At 41.1% G+C, this 12919-nt stretch carries 10 protein-coding genes, 23 tRNA genes, 2 rRNA genes and 2 pseudogenes (1 of these 37 cut by a window edge); 3 read left to right on the top strand and 34 right to left on the bottom strand.

Annotation, left to right across the window (positions count from 1 at the left end; genetic code table 11):
• The first annotated feature begins 19 nt into the window (after nt 1-19).
• Complete coding sequence (locus WDJ61_RS01555; protein WP_413789040.1) at nt 20-1156, top strand: MFS transporter; 1137 nt, start codon at nt 20-22, stop codon at nt 1154-1156.
• 21 nt (nt 1157-1177) lie between these two features.
• Here the strand turns inward: WDJ61_RS01555 and WDJ61_RS01550 are convergent, their stop codons facing one another.
• Together WDJ61_RS01550 and cyoE are read right to left on the bottom strand one after the other, a co-directional pair.
• Nucleotides 1178-2653 carry an aldehyde dehydrogenase family protein gene (locus WDJ61_RS01550; protein ID WP_338752713.1) on the bottom strand — a complete coding sequence of 492 codons (1476 nt, stop codon included), beginning with the start codon at nt 2651-2653 and terminating at the stop codon, nt 1178-1180.
• Nucleotides 2654-3146: 493 nt separating this feature from the next.
• Complete coding sequence (gene cyoE, locus WDJ61_RS01545; RefSeq protein WP_413789076.1) at nt 3147-4091, bottom strand: heme o synthase; 945 nt, start codon at nt 4089-4091, stop codon at nt 3147-3149.
• 180 nt (nt 4092-4271) lie between these two features.
• On the opposite strand from cyoE, the pseudogene WDJ61_RS01540 reads away from it, so the two are divergent.
• Nucleotides 4272-4508 (top strand): annotated as a pseudogene (locus WDJ61_RS01540) (hypothetical protein); the annotation flags it as partial.
• A 135-nt stretch (nt 4509-4643) separates the two neighbouring features.
• Nucleotides 4644-5285 carry a GTP pyrophosphokinase family protein gene (locus WDJ61_RS01535; protein ID WP_338752711.1) on the top strand — a complete coding sequence of 214 codons (642 nt, stop codon included), beginning with the start codon at nt 4644-4646 and terminating at the stop codon, nt 5283-5285.
• Nucleotides 5286-5356: 71 nt separating this feature from the next.
• Here the strand turns inward: WDJ61_RS01535 and WDJ61_RS01530 are convergent, their stop codons facing one another.
• From WDJ61_RS01530 to WDJ61_RS01375, 32 genes and pseudogenes are all read right to left on the bottom strand, one after another.
• Nucleotides 5357-6238, bottom strand: coding sequence for a DMT family transporter (locus WDJ61_RS01530; RefSeq protein ID WP_338752710.1), 882 nt, complete (start codon nt 6236-6238; stop codon nt 5357-5359).
• A gap of 185 nt (nt 6239-6423) precedes the next feature.
• Complete coding sequence (locus WDJ61_RS01525) at nt 6424-6876, bottom strand: hypothetical protein (RefSeq protein ID WP_338752709.1); 453 nt, start codon at nt 6874-6876, stop codon at nt 6424-6426.
• A 37-nt stretch (nt 6877-6913) separates the two neighbouring features.
• A pseudogene (locus tag WDJ61_RS01520) lies at nt 6914-7090 on the bottom strand (VOC family protein); the annotation flags it as partial.
• Between the two features lie 118 nt (nt 7091-7208).
• Nucleotides 7209-7925 (bottom strand): YjjG family noncanonical pyrimidine nucleotidase, encoded by a 717-nt coding sequence (locus tag WDJ61_RS01515; protein WP_338752708.1) that lies wholly within the window; start codon nt 7923-7925, stop codon nt 7209-7211.
• A gap of 20 nt (nt 7926-7945) precedes the next feature.
• The gene (locus tag WDJ61_RS01510; protein ID WP_338752707.1) at nt 7946-8665 is read right to left on the bottom strand and encodes a Crp/Fnr family transcriptional regulator; all 720 of its coding nucleotides are present in this window, start codon (nt 8663-8665) and stop codon (nt 7946-7948) included.
• Nucleotides 8666-9013: 348 nt separating this feature from the next.
• Nucleotides 9014-9505, bottom strand: coding sequence for an N-acetyltransferase family protein (locus WDJ61_RS01505; protein ID WP_338752706.1), 492 nt, complete (start codon nt 9503-9505; stop codon nt 9014-9016).
• Nucleotides 9506-9591: 86 nt separating this feature from the next.
• Nucleotides 9592-9933, bottom strand: a complete 342-nt coding sequence (locus tag WDJ61_RS01500; protein ID WP_338752705.1) for a zinc ribbon domain-containing protein YjdM — start codon at nt 9931-9933, stop codon at nt 9592-9594.
• Between the two features lie 176 nt (nt 9934-10109).
• Nucleotides 10110-10181 (bottom strand) — tRNA-Asn (locus WDJ61_RS01495).
• Between the two features lie 6 nt (nt 10182-10187).
• A tRNA-Ile gene (locus WDJ61_RS01490) sits at nt 10188-10261 on the bottom strand.
• Nucleotides 10262-10274: 13 nt separating this feature from the next.
• Nucleotides 10275-10348: transfer RNA gene (locus tag WDJ61_RS01485), tRNA-Gly, on the bottom strand.
• A gap of 11 nt (nt 10349-10359) precedes the next feature.
• Nucleotides 10360-10433, bottom strand: a tRNA-Cys gene (locus tag WDJ61_RS01480).
• Nucleotides 10434-10445: 12 nt separating this feature from the next.
• Nucleotides 10446-10520: transfer RNA gene (locus WDJ61_RS01475), tRNA-Gln, on the bottom strand.
• Nucleotides 10521-10531: 11 nt separating this feature from the next.
• Nucleotides 10532-10607, bottom strand: a tRNA-His gene (locus WDJ61_RS01470).
• A gap of 23 nt (nt 10608-10630) precedes the next feature.
• Nucleotides 10631-10704 (bottom strand) — tRNA-Trp (locus tag WDJ61_RS01465).
• Between the two features lie 8 nt (nt 10705-10712).
• Nucleotides 10713-10797, bottom strand: a tRNA-Tyr gene (locus WDJ61_RS01460).
• Between the two features lie 36 nt (nt 10798-10833).
• A tRNA-Phe gene (locus tag WDJ61_RS01455) sits at nt 10834-10909 on the bottom strand.
• A 44-nt stretch (nt 10910-10953) separates the two neighbouring features.
• A tRNA-Asp gene (locus tag WDJ61_RS01450) sits at nt 10954-11030 on the bottom strand.
• A gap of 5 nt (nt 11031-11035) precedes the next feature.
• Nucleotides 11036-11109 (bottom strand) — tRNA-Met (locus WDJ61_RS01445).
• A 34-nt stretch (nt 11110-11143) separates the two neighbouring features.
• Nucleotides 11144-11236: transfer RNA gene (locus WDJ61_RS01440), tRNA-Ser, on the bottom strand.
• Nucleotides 11237-11246: 10 nt separating this feature from the next.
• Nucleotides 11247-11320 (bottom strand) — tRNA-Met (locus WDJ61_RS01435).
• A gap of 21 nt (nt 11321-11341) precedes the next feature.
• A tRNA-Ala gene (locus tag WDJ61_RS01430) sits at nt 11342-11417 on the bottom strand.
• 23 nt (nt 11418-11440) lie between these two features.
• A tRNA-Pro gene (locus tag WDJ61_RS01425) sits at nt 11441-11517 on the bottom strand.
• 15 nt (nt 11518-11532) lie between these two features.
• Nucleotides 11533-11609 (bottom strand) — tRNA-Arg (locus WDJ61_RS01420).
• 7 nt (nt 11610-11616) lie between these two features.
• A tRNA-Leu gene (locus tag WDJ61_RS01415) sits at nt 11617-11705 on the bottom strand.
• A gap of 7 nt (nt 11706-11712) precedes the next feature.
• Nucleotides 11713-11787: transfer RNA gene (locus tag WDJ61_RS01410), tRNA-Gly, on the bottom strand.
• Between the two features lie 10 nt (nt 11788-11797).
• Nucleotides 11798-11879: transfer RNA gene (locus WDJ61_RS01405), tRNA-Leu, on the bottom strand.
• A 5-nt stretch (nt 11880-11884) separates the two neighbouring features.
• Nucleotides 11885-11957: transfer RNA gene (locus tag WDJ61_RS01400), tRNA-Lys, on the bottom strand.
• Between the two features lie 19 nt (nt 11958-11976).
• Nucleotides 11977-12052 (bottom strand) — tRNA-Thr (locus WDJ61_RS01395).
• 20 nt (nt 12053-12072) lie between these two features.
• Nucleotides 12073-12148: transfer RNA gene (locus WDJ61_RS01390), tRNA-Val, on the bottom strand.
• A gap of 3 nt (nt 12149-12151) precedes the next feature.
• Nucleotides 12152-12226 (bottom strand) — tRNA-Glu (locus tag WDJ61_RS01385).
• A gap of 43 nt (nt 12227-12269) precedes the next feature.
• Nucleotides 12270-12385: ribosomal RNA gene (rrf, locus tag WDJ61_RS01380) — 5S ribosomal RNA — on the bottom strand.
• A 66-nt stretch (nt 12386-12451) separates the two neighbouring features.
• Nucleotides 12452-12919: ribosomal RNA gene (locus WDJ61_RS01375) — 23S ribosomal RNA — on the bottom strand (it continues 2465 nt past the right edge of the window).

Raw genomic sequence — 12919 nt, 5'->3', positions numbered from 1 at the left:
CTTCATCCTCACAATAGGTATGTTCACTCTCGGATTTGATGCCTATATCATTGCTGGTTTAATCCCTGGAATAAGTGCAACCTATCAGAAAAATGCTTCCCAAGTAGGGCAAGCAGTCAGTGTCTTTACTTTATTTTATGCCGTATCGGCTCCGCTTTTTGCTTCTCTCCTAGCTGGAAGGCAAACTAAAAAGATTTTATTAAGTTCCATGTTCATTTTTGGACTTGCCAATGTACTGAGCGCTTTGGCTCCTAGTTTTTCTATATTTCTACTATCAAGGGCGATTGCTGGTATGGGAGCTGGATTGTTTTCACCCTTAGCAGTAGCAAGCTCTACTACATTCGTTCCCATCGAGAAAAAAGGTCGAGCATTAAGCTTCACCATTGGAGGCATGAGTATGGGAACCGTATTAGGCGTTCCCATTGGTCTATATCTTGCTAATATGTTTGAGTGGCAATTGACGATGTGGTTTGTTGTCATCTTTAGTTTCACTGCTACTTTATGTATGTTCAAGTTTCTACCTGATATTCCTGTTACTCCACCACCTGCTATAAAAGAAAGACTATCCATGTTCACAGATAAAAGAGTGACGATAACGGTCTTAATCACGTTTTGCGCAAGTATTGCAAGCTTAGGTTTATATACGTATTTGTCGTCCTTAATACCTGACCTTACTTCTGATAAAGATCTAACTATTTACTTATGGGCTTGGGGATTAGGTGGTTTGCTTGGAAGCTTATCTATTGGCTATTTCATAGATTACTTTAAAAAGCCTAAAGTTTTAATGGTGATCATTTTAATGACATTAACAGTATCGATCATATGCATTCCTATTTTGATAAACTTATCTATTTTGAAGTACTTACCATTTTTTATTTGGGGAGCCATGGGGTGGGCATCTCAAGCGCCACAGCAACATATTTTGCTGTCTTATCAACCTCAGCAGGGGAGTGCAGCCGTCGCTTTGAATAGCTCAATTAACTACTTAGGTAGCGCAGTAGGAGCTACGTTGGGTGGCATAGTTATTTACTCAGGAATGGGAACGATAGCATTAATCTATTTTGCTATTCTTTTTATGGGATTCTCTCTCTGTCTTCAATTTTATAGCATGAAGAAATTCAATAAATCACCAAAACAAAAAAGCCGTGCAACTTAAACACGGCTTTTTCGCTCTTACTTAGTCCATATTCACCCAAACGCTTTTTACTTCTGTGAAGTTATCTAGAGCGTAACTTCCCATTTCGCGTCCGATTCCTGATTGTTTATATCCACCAAACGGAGCTGCCGCATCAAATACGTTGTAAGCGTTGATCCATACAGTTCCAGCTTGTAATTTATGTGCAATGCTATGAGCTTTTTTCAAGTCTTGTGTCCAAATACCTGCTGCTAACCCATAATGAGAGTTGTTTGCTTTTGCCACTAAATCATCAATATCATCAAATGGCATCGCTGCAACAACTGGGCCAAAGATTTCTTCATTGGCGATCGCCATTTTGCTATCAACGTCCGCAAAGATTGTTGGAGACACGAAATATCCTTTATCAAATGGGATCGTACCGCCAGTTAATACTTCTGCACCTTCTTCGATTCCTTGATCAATATAGCCTTTCACTCGTTGTTGTTGTTGAGCAGAGATTAAAGGCCCCATCGTTGTATCTAAATCTAAACCATTACCTTGTTTCACAGATTTCGCTGCTGCTGTTAAGTCCGCCATTACGTTATCGTACATTTTCTTTTGTACGAATAGACGGCTTCCTGCACAGCATACTTGACCTTGGTTAAACATAATACCCATCAACGCTCCTGGAATCGCTTTCGTTAAATCGGCATCTGGTAAAATGATATTAGGTGATTTACCACCAAGTTCAAGTGTAACGCGTTTCATTGTATCAGCCGCTGATTTCATAATCGCTTTACCAACTGGTGTAGAACCTGTGAAGGCAATTTTATCTACTAATGGATGATCAACGATTGGTTGTCCAGCTGTTTTACCATATCCCGGAACAATGTTGACAACCCCTTTAGGGAAGCCCGCTTCTTCTATTAATGTTGCTAAATATAACGCTGATAAAGGTGTATTTTCTGCTGGCTTAAGAACAACTGTACAACCCGTAGCAAGAGAAGCACCTAACTTCCAAGCAGCCATTAATAATGGGAAGTTCCAAGGAATAATTTGTCCAACTACTCCCACTGGTTCATGTCTTGTGTACATGAAGAAGTTTCCTTGTACCGGAATCGTTTGACCCACAATTTTCGTTGACCAACCCGCAAAGTAACGAAAATGTTCAATCGCTAATGGCACATCCGCATTTAATGTTTCTTGAAGTGGTTTACCATTATCTAACGTATCTAATTGAGCAAGCTCTAGTTTATTCTCTTCCATTAAATCCGCTAATTTATAAATTAAGCGGCTTCTTTCAGCTGATCCCATTTTCGACCAAGCACCGTTATCGAATGCTTCTCTTGCTGCACGAACGGCTAAGTCGATATCTTCTTCTACAGCTTCTGATACGACAGCTAACACTTCGCCCGTAGCAGGGTTCAATGTTTCGAATGTTTTTCCAGATACAGAATCAACAAATTCACCGTTGATGTAAAGCTTTTTCAAACCGTTTAAAAATGAAACTACTTTCGGACTTAACTGACTTGTCATAAGTTGCTCTCTCCTTTTGATTTGAAAACTATGAATCAACTAGATTATATACCTCCAATATTTGATAAAACAAGAAAACAGCCTCATGGTTTTGGTTTATTTATACCAATTATCCCTGTATATTTACAGGGATAAAGTGAAACTTCAATCAGTGGGGGTTTTCTTCATCCCCCACTGATTAAAAGAAGAACAAAGGCTAAGAGCGCAACGTCCTGTTGCAACGCCTTTGTAACCTGCATCGTGCAGGCCCGAACGGATCGGGCGTTTACGGGCTGTTGATCCTACACCTACATGGCTACGCTCCTTCTGCCATGTTGAGGTGGGGGGTCTTACAGCCCGTTAATGCGGGGTAAACTAAAAAACAAGCCGATTATCATATGAAATATTTCATTTTTTATACGATTTTCTTAAACGTATTCAACCACCTCCAACGGAAAAACAAACAAAACACCGCCCATATTTTTACGGACGGTGTTAAAAAAACACGTATTTTTTATAAGTCAAACACTATACCAATAATCGAGTAAATGATGACCGTCGAAAACAGGACAGTCATATGGATCAGCGAATACAGAAACAGCGATTTCGCCCATTTCTCCGAATCCATTTTTCGGTAACCGACTACACTTAAAACAAGCCAAGCCACACTTAATAGAAGTGCGACTAACGTAATGCCCACACTTAATGACATAAAAAGAAAACTTGTTGCGATCAAAACAACTAAATAAATATTCGTTTGAATATAGGTGCGTTTAAAGCCTTTCACTACCGGCAGCATCGGAACCTTTGCTGCCTTATACTCATCGTGCTTCCGAATCGCTATCGCATAGAAGTGCGGCATTTGCCAAATGATCATCACGATAAACAGACCGAGAATAGCCGGATGTGTGATGTCTGGATAAACAGCCGCCCATCCAATCAGCGGAGGCATCGCTCCAGAAATACTCCCTACTTCCGTATTATAAATCGTTCGGCGCTTCGTCCACATCGTATAAGGTACAACATAAAAAAACAAGCCTAAAAACCCTAAAAATGCTGCTAACGGTGTCGTTAGTGCGAGTGCTCCAATACCAAGGACCGTTAGCAAAATACCGAGCCACAATACAGATGTCGGCTTAATTTCACCCGTCACAGTCGGTCTCGTTTTTGTTCTTTCCATCACCGCATCAATATCACGATCATACAGATTATTAAAAGCGCCAGCCGCTCCCATAATGAAAGCTGAACCAATAAACGCAAAGATCATTTCCGGGATATGTTCCACTAGTCCCATGTCATACGTATATAAAGCCAATGTTAATCCTGCAAACATCGGAATCAGATTGGATTTAATGATTCCCGTTTTAACAGTCTGTGCCAAAATGGTTGACCAAGGCCGCTTCGACGTCGTTGCAGGCGCTGTTTGAATTCTTTTAGCCATCTTCAATTCACTTCGCATGATTTTATTATCCATTCCTTTTTATCATTTCACACCATCTTCAATTTTATCATAAAACTTAGCACCTTCGTTTAATTAATTCTTTACCAAAATGATAACAGATATAAATAATATTAGTCGCTTCTATAGTGAAATTCACACAAAATACACTTTTGTGGACATTCCTCAGTGAATCGAACTATACTAACTACGTTAGCTGAAAAATCGAAATTTAGAGTGGTGGAAAATTTTTTCAACGAAGTACGATCAGGACGCAATGTACATATAGTATCAGAATTGATGGCAGAAAAAGTACTCGCCCACCAAATTCAATCTGAACATGAAGAAACTGTTGAACGATCCCCAAAAGATTATGCAGATCATGTGCAAGAAATATTGGACGCCTATGGTTCATTTACGATAGAAATTCAAGAGTTATTTGCCTCACTATCCTCATATTCGCAATCACTATTATATTTCTCATTTCCCAACACTCATATATCTTTCTGATCCAAACAAGCTATGGTATGATGACAGCATAATAAAACGTAATTTGAACAAGGGGTGTTTATTATGCATCAAGAGACAGATTCAATCAATGTTGTCCAAGCTGCTTTAAAAAATTGGAAAGGCTTTTTCATCCCATATCAGATGGCATTAGATGAGTTGGAAAGTGATTTCAAGATTATTGATTTGGAATGGAAAACAGCACACGGCTATTCTCCGATTGAACATTTGAAAACACGCATGAAAACCATCTTTTCATTGGTAGATAAAATTGAAAACAAAAACATACCATTAACTCAAGAAGCCATTCAACAAGAGATAAGAGATATTGCTGGTGTCCGAATTGTTACTAGCTTTATTGATGATGTATATATGCTGAAGGAACATATTGAGCAACGTGAAGATATTCGAATGATACGCGTCAAAGATTATATTAAAGATCCAAAAAAGAGCGGCTACAAAAGCCTTCATCTTATTGTCGAAACGCAAGTAATTTTATCTAATGAAGTATTATGGGTTCCCGCTGAAATTCAACTCCGCACATCCGCCATGGATTTTTGGGCCTCAACTGAACATAAGCTGAACTATAAGTATCAAGGCGCATCTATACCAGAAGAAGCTCAAAAACAATTAGTCGAGCTATCAAGGGCCTCCTTTTTATTGGACAAAGAAATGTCTAAATTAAGAAATCAATTGTTAAAAGATTAAGAGAATCCATGTGAGCAGTTTCAAACAGATGAAACTGCTCTATTTTCTTTCTTTTGATTATAAACGTCTCTCTATGACACCTTTCTTTGCTGCAATAAAAATAAAGCTAAACCGATTAAAATAAGGGTGATCCCCACACCTTGCTGAAATGAAATCACCTCGCCCAAAATGAAATATGCAAGGATACATGTTCCAATCGTTTCTCCTAAGATACTCATTGAAATAACGGAAGTGCTTAACCATTTCAACAGCCAATTAAACACCGTTTGCCCCAAAATCGTGGCAATAAAGGCTAGTCCAATAAAGGACCACCATGTTTGGGCAGAATAATCGACAAAAGAGACTTGCTGACTTAACGCAAACAAGCATAAAAATAAAGAGCTACTTGCATATCCAATGATGGAATAAGGAACGAGAGATAAGCTTTTACGAACATGCTGACCAACGAAGAAATAAGCTGTAATCATACCTGCTGCAATAAAGGCTAATACATCACCAAATAATGCCTCCCCACTCACCTGCAAATCTCCCCAGCCAATAACGATGCTTCCAGCAATTGCGACGAGAAAGCCTGCAATCGCCCCTTTACTAAAGCGCTCTTTAAATAAAAAATACCCGCCCACCATTGAAAACAATGGCTGTAACGTGACAATGACCGTCGAGCTTGCTACTGATGTATAATTTAATGATTCAAACCACAACACATAATGAGCTGCTAAAAATAAACCAGATAATAGCCCCAGTCCCCATTGCTTTGTTGACAATGAACGTAACTCTTGACGATTCTCTTTGTTCACTATTAAAAACGGCAAAAGAATCATGGTTGCAAAAAATAGCCGATAAAATGCGGTAATAGCCGCTGGTGCATCTGCCAGCTTCACAAAGATGGCTGACGTCGATAAAGCAAGCACCCCAAAAAATAACGCTACATAAGAAATAAACGGTGATTTCAATCCTGTTCCCCCTAAGCTGTCATTACCAATAATAAAAAACACTTCAATGATAAGTATAAAATTTTTATGCCTTTTTAAAAAGGATAATATCTGCTCTTTTATTCATTTAGAAAAATGAAAAAGACCACCTCAAGAATCAATTCTTGTGATGACCTTATGAGAATTTTAAAGGCTTTTACCGTCATTTATCCGCGGACAGCGGTTATTTTTGCCCCAAATACTTTAATCGCTTCTTGCAATGGCTCATTTCCGCCATACGGAAATCCAATAGGGTAGTAATATACTCTTCCCTTGTCGTTACTTATCATTTTACAATCCGTAATTTCATAATCCCCTACACCAATTTCTCCAAATACAGTGGCATAATCCCAAGGAACAGATGTTAAATGTTCTAATCTTTTTTCCTTTGGTAATTTGATATATATATCCCAAAATTCTTCGTTTTCCTGTTCTGTCGGCCACCAAAAATAATTCAATTCCTCTTCTGTAAAAAAGTCTAGCAGTTGGATATCATCATCAAAATTTTCAGTTTGAATAACATCCTTTTTTCTTTCTTTAATGTAATGAAATAATTTTTGGATTCGCAGAAATATATTGAGATGACTAAATGAAAAGTCAATATAACAATGATCGTCCACGCTATTCACACTTCCCGTCAAACAGCTTCTTCTAACATCAATCAAGAGAACTGCAAATTTCAATATAGTTTCCATCAGGATCTGCTATGTACACAACAACTTGTCCCCAAGGTTTCGCTACTGGCTCAACAAGTATTTGAACATCTTGCTTTCTCAACTTTTCAATCGTTGCTTCCACGTCATCTACTACAAACCCAAGCTCAAATGTTTGCGACAGACCCAGAAGAAAAAGCTAAAGTAAATCTTTATATTCCAAATGAACAATGAGCGTAACTTTTCATATGAAAAGAGCATGCTTTGATCAAAATATATCAAAACATGCTCTAACTATACTAACAAAGCTCAAATGCAGGCTTCTTCTCCCCTTCTAAAACCCGATATAACTCATCAAGCTGTTGAATTTGATAAGTTGGGACGATATCTGTGTCATTAGGTTTCATCTTTGGATTGAACCAACATGTGTCTATACCTGCAAGCTCGCCGCCTTTGATATCAGCGCTTAAGGAATCCCCAATAATCAATCCTTTGTCCAAGGAGAAATTAGGAATTCTCGCAAAGACATAATCAAAATACTCCTTCATTGGCTTTTGAAAGCCGGTGTCCTCTGAAACAAAGATGCCTTTAAATAACGGGTATAAGCCTGAATCACGTAAGCGTTTATATTGAGTCTTAGACACACCATTCGTCACAATATATAAGTCATATTGATGTTGTAGGTTTGTGATTAGCTCAAAGGCTCCATCTATTAACTGATGTCCCTTCTCTAAATAGCTTCGATAATTCTCGCCCAGTACAGCTCCATCCACTTCTTGACCGTATTCCTTAAATAAAACGGCAAAACGAGTATTCAGCACCTCATCACGCCCTATTTTTCCTTCTTCAAAGGACTTCCAGAGCCCTTGATTAATTTGCTTATAATACGTTTCTATTTCGGCTGTCAAAGGGAAGTTTTGATCCTCAAAAAGCAAGCGCAGTGCTAAATTTTCCGCTGCCCCAAAATCCAATAATGTGTCATCTATATCAAATAATAATGTTTGATATTTTTTCAATATGCTCTCTCCATTTCAATCTATCGTTCATTTAAATACTCATATTCATAAATATTGCGGCTCGCTAACGTATGTAGCCCTTCTCTGTCCTTAACAAGAATAAATTCTTTACCTCGCTCAATCAGCCCCTTGTGACAAAACTGCTGGATCACACGGTTTAAGTGCCTATAGCTCGTTCCAATTAAGTTGGCAGCATCCTTTAGACTACTTGTGCTTAATTGTCCTTTAAACTGCGAATCAGATTCATCAAAGGAGACAGACAATAAATAACTGGCTAGTCGCACCTCCACCGGATACATTAAATTAAAGTTTGAAGCGTTCGATTTAATGTAAAACTTTCGAGTAATGATATCCAATAAAAATTGCAACAACGGTGTGTACTCTTGTCCATATTTTTTCAGCCAATGATAATGAACGCCAATCATACTAACAGCTGATACAGCCTCCACTGTATTGATCATATCCATCCCCTGTATGTATTCAATATCCCCAATCACTTCAAGTGGTGTCTTAAAAGAGAGAATCAATGATTTCCCCTCCGCTGAGGTAGTGTAGATTTTCACCTTTCCCTTCACAAGCACGTACAAATACTCTGAAGGATCACCTTGGGAACAAATGATTTCTCCTTTATCAAAGTGATACAGTGACAAATGAGGGAGTAACCGTTCATTAAATACAGACTCTATTTGATGATCTTTCAAATAAGCTGTTAATTGCTCATAATCTTTCACTTCTTTCATGACTCCACCCTCTCAGCTTTTACTCTCCTCAATTTTGATTCCTTTTATTATGAAATACATATCAGTATATCGGAAAGGACATATGTCTCGAAGATCAATCGTTTTCCAAAAGTAAGTCTCTTTCACATATAAAGTGAAACTTCAATCAGTGGGGGTTTTCTTCATCCCCCACTGATGGTTAGTTGAACGGATCGGGCGTTTACGGGCTGTTGATCCCCCACCTACATGCCTACGCTTCTTCTGTCATGTTGAGGTGAGGGTCTTACAACCCGTTAATGCGGGATAAAAATATCCCCTTAGGTCGTCATTTCTAAAGGGATACGTCAATACTAGTCTGCAACCTATATATCAATCAGATAAGTCTAATTGATAGAAGGACAGATTCAGCCATTTATTAAATTTGTATCCGGCTTTAGTGATCGTTCCAGCGTATTTAAAACCAAGTTTTTCGTGTAATTTTATACTGGCGATATTTGTATCATCAATTCCAGCTACCATTGTCACATAGTCTTGTCCCTTGGCCATCTTGATTAATTCATGGAGCAGGGCTGTTCCAATGCCTTTATGTTTGCCATTTGTTCCTACGTACACAGAATGCTCAATCGTATATTGGTAAGCAGGCCAATTTCTAAATGGGCCAAATGTGGCAAAACCCATCACTTTTCCTTCCTCTTCATACACGATGACAGGATCATTTTCTTCCTTCTTCTTTTGATACCAAAGGCTTCTGTCCTGCAATGAATGAGGCGTGTAATCATATACTGCTGTTGTGTTTATAATTGCCTCGTTGTATATATCTAAAATCTCGACAAGATCTTGTTCTATAGCCGCTCTTATCATTTCACAGGACTCCTTCAATTAATAAAAAGACACCCCCTGTATACTCCATACAGAGGGATTAAAATATGTTTAAATTAAAACGGCATTCACGCCTTTTTCACAAATTCGGATTTTAATTTCATCGCACCGAAACCATCAATTTTACAGTCAATATTATGATCGCCATCAACTAAACGAATGCTTTTAACTTTCGTTCCGATTTTTAATGTGGATGAACTTCCTTTTACTTTAAGATCTTTAATCACAGTGACAGAATCACCATCTTTTAAAATGTTGCCATTCGCATCTTTGACAACCTTTTGATCTTCATTATTTTCAACTTCTGATTCTAACGTCCACTCATGCGCACATTCTGGACATACAAAAAGACTGCCATCTTCGTATGTATATTCTGAATTACATTTTGGACAATTCGGCAAATTCGACATACATTTAGTTCCTCCCGTCGTTATCGTTCATTCTATCACTATACATTAAATCACTACCACAAAGCCACCTATTTTCAAAACATGCTTTTTGATTTTACATATAAAAGTAGCTGAAAAATAAAAAATGTGCAAAGGATGTTTTCCCTTGCACATTTTTTATTCACAGAAATAGTTAACTCCGCAGGCAAGATTCGAACTTGCGACCGATCGGTTAACAGCCGATAGCTCTACCACTGAGCTACTGCGGAACAAAGTGGGCCTGAATGGACTTGAACCATCGACCTCACGCTTATCAGGCGTGCGCTCTAACCAGCTGAGCTACAGGCCCATTTAAAATTAAATGGAGCGGGTGATGAGAATCGAACTCACGACATCAGCTTGGAAGGCTGAGGTTTTACCATTAAACTACACCCGCATAGACGAAAATGGAGGCGGCAACCGGATTTGAACCGGTGATAAAGGTTTTGCAGACCTCTGCCTTACCACTTGGCTATGCCGCCCTTTAAATGGGATGGCTGGGCTAGAAGGATTCGAACCTTCGCGTGACGGAATCAAAATCCGTTGCCTTACCGCTTGGCTATAGCCCATTAATTAAATATGGGGCGGCCGAGGGGAATCGAACCCCCGAATGTCGGAACCACAATCCGATGCGTTAACCACTTCGCCACGACCGCCATAAATGATATTAAGTTTAGTTTGGCAGGGGCAGTAGGAATCGAACCCACACTGGAGGTTTTGGAGACCTCTGTTCTACCGTTAAACTATGCCCCTATAAAAACTGGTGGAGGGGGACGGATTCGAACCGCCGAACCCTGAGGGAGCGGATTTACAGTCCGCCGCGTTTAGCCACTTCGCTACCCCTCCATATCTAAATTAAAGAAGGCATATATTTATATAAAATGGTGGCTCAGGACGGAATCGAACCGCCGACACATGGATTTTCAGTCCATTGCTCTACCAACTGAGCTACTGAGCCACATAATATATATTAACAATAGGGCATTCCCTGCTGAAAAAATATGGCGGTCCGGACGGGACTCGAACCCGCGACCTCCTGCGTGACAGGCAGGCATTCTAACCAACTGAACTACCGGACCACTTATTGCGGGGACAGGATTTGAACCTGCGACCTTCGGGTTATGAGCCCGACGAGCTACCAGACTGCTCCACCCCGCGACGTTGTGAATAAAACTTAGTATATTCTATAATATGGCGGAGGAAGAGGGATTCGAACCCCCGCGCGGTTTAACCCGCCTGTCGGTTTTCAAGACCGATCCCTTCAGCCAGACTTGGGTATTCCTCCATATTATAAATAGCGGCGGAGGGGATCGAACCCCCGACCTCACGGGTATGAACCGTACGCTCTAGCCAGCTGAGCTACACCGCCATGATTTTTATACAATTTAATTGGTGGAGCCTAGCGGGATCGAACCGCTGACCTCCTGCGTGCAAAGCAGGCGCTCTCCCAGCTGAGCTAAGGCCCCATGTTATTTTTTAGAGCTTTCAATGGTCGGGAAGACAGGATTCGAACCTGCGACCCCTTGGTCCCAAACCAAGTGCTCTACCAAGCTGAGCTACTTCCCGCTTGAATAAATATAATGGCGCGCCCGAGAGGAGTCGAACCCCTAACCTTTTGATCCGTAGTCAAACGCTCTATCCAATTGAGCTACGGGCGCATAAAAGTGGTGCCGAGGACCGGAATCGAACCGGTACGGTAGTCACCTACCGCAGGATTTTAAGTCCTGTGCGTCTGCCAGTTCCGCCACCCCGGCATTTTTATGGAGCGGAAGACGGGATTCGAACCCGCGACCCCCACCTTGGCAAGGTGGTGTTCTACCACTGAACTACTTCCGCGTAATTACGATGCGGGTGAAGGGAGTCGAACCCCCACGCCTCGCGGCGCCAGATCCTAAGTCTGGTGCGTCTGCCAATTCCGCCACACCCGCAAAAATGAGCCATGAAGGACTCGAACCTTCGACCCTCTGATTAAAAGTCAGATGCTCTACCAACTGAGCTAATGGCTCAAAATAATATTGTTAAAAGTGGTGCCGGCAAGAGGACTTGAACCCCCAACCTACTGATTACAAGTCAGTTGCTCTACCAATTGAGCTACACCGGCATATATAAATACGTCATTAATGGTGGAGGATGACGGGATCGAACCGCCGACCCCCTGCTTGTAAGGCAGGTGCTCTCCCAGCTGAGCTAATCCTCCAAATGGTGACCCGTACGGGATTCGAACCCGTGTTACCGCCGTGAAAGGGCGGTGTCTTAACCGCTTGACCAACGGGCCTACTATGTAAATTCTCAAAATAAAAACCCCTATTGGGGAAGTCGCCTGGCAACGTCCTACTCTCACAGGGGGAAACCCCCAACTACCATCGGCGCTGAAGAGCTTAACTTCCGTGTTCGGTATGGGAACGGGTGTGACCTCTTCGCTATCGCCACCAGACTATGAAGTTTGAAAGAATTGTTCTTTCAAAACTGGATAATAAGTATTGTAACCGTACAAATCGCCTAGGAAAAGTCCTCGATCGATTAGTATTCGTCAGCTTCACGTGTCGCCACGCTTCCACCTCGAACCTATCTACCTGATCATCTTTCAGGGATCTTACTAGCTTGCGCTATGGGAAATCTCATCTTGAGGGGGGCTTCATGCTTAGATGCTTTCAGCACTTATCCCGTCCGCACATAGCTACCCAGCGATGCCTTTGGCAAGACAACTGGTACACCAGCGGTGCGTCCATCCCGGTCCTCTCGTACTAAGGACAGCTCCTCTCAAATTTCCTGCGCCCGCGACGGATAGGGACCGAACTGTCTCACGACGTTCTGAACCCAGCTCGCGTACCGCTTTAATGGGCGAACAGCCCAACCCTTGGGACCGACTACAGCCCCAGGATGCGATGAGCCGACATCGAGGTGCCAAACCTCCCCGTCGATGTGGACTCTTGGGGGAGATAAGCCTGTTATCCCCGGGGTAGCTTTT

This window comes from Bacillus sp. FJAT-52991 (assembly GCF_037201805.1).
Taxonomy (GTDB): domain Bacteria; phylum Bacillota; class Bacilli; order Bacillales; family Domibacillaceae; genus Bacillus_CE; species Bacillus_CE kandeliae.
The sequence above is the reverse complement of the archived record's forward strand: the minus strand, read 5'-3'. Positions and strand labels throughout refer to the sequence as shown.

Excerpts from the sequence above, each read along its gene's own strand:
- WDJ61_RS01555 (WP_413789040.1), top strand. The coding sequence starts at position 20 with ATGTTCACTCTCGGATTTGATGCCTATATCATTGCTGGTTTAATCCCT.
- WDJ61_RS01500 (WP_338752705.1), bottom strand. The coding sequence starts at position 9,933 with ATGTCGAATTTGCCGAATTGTCCAAAATGTAATTCAGAATATACATAC.
- WDJ61_RS01535 (WP_338752711.1), top strand. The coding sequence starts at position 4,644 with ATGCATCAAGAGACAGATTCAATCAATGTTGTCCAAGCTGCTTTAAAA.
- cyoE (WP_413789076.1), bottom strand. The coding sequence starts at position 4,091 with ATGCGAAGTGAATTGAAGATGGCTAAAAGAATTCAAACAGCGCCTGCA.
- WDJ61_RS01510 (WP_338752707.1), bottom strand. The coding sequence starts at position 8,665 with ATGAAAGAAGTGAAAGATTATGAGCAATTAACAGCTTATTTGAAAGAT.
- WDJ61_RS01550 (WP_338752713.1), bottom strand. The coding sequence starts at position 2,653 with ATGACAAGTCAGTTAAGTCCGAAAGTAGTTTCATTTTTAAACGGTTTG.
- WDJ61_RS01505 (WP_338752706.1), bottom strand. The coding sequence starts at position 9,505 with ATGATAAGAGCGGCTATAGAACAAGATCTTGTCGAGATTTTAGATATA.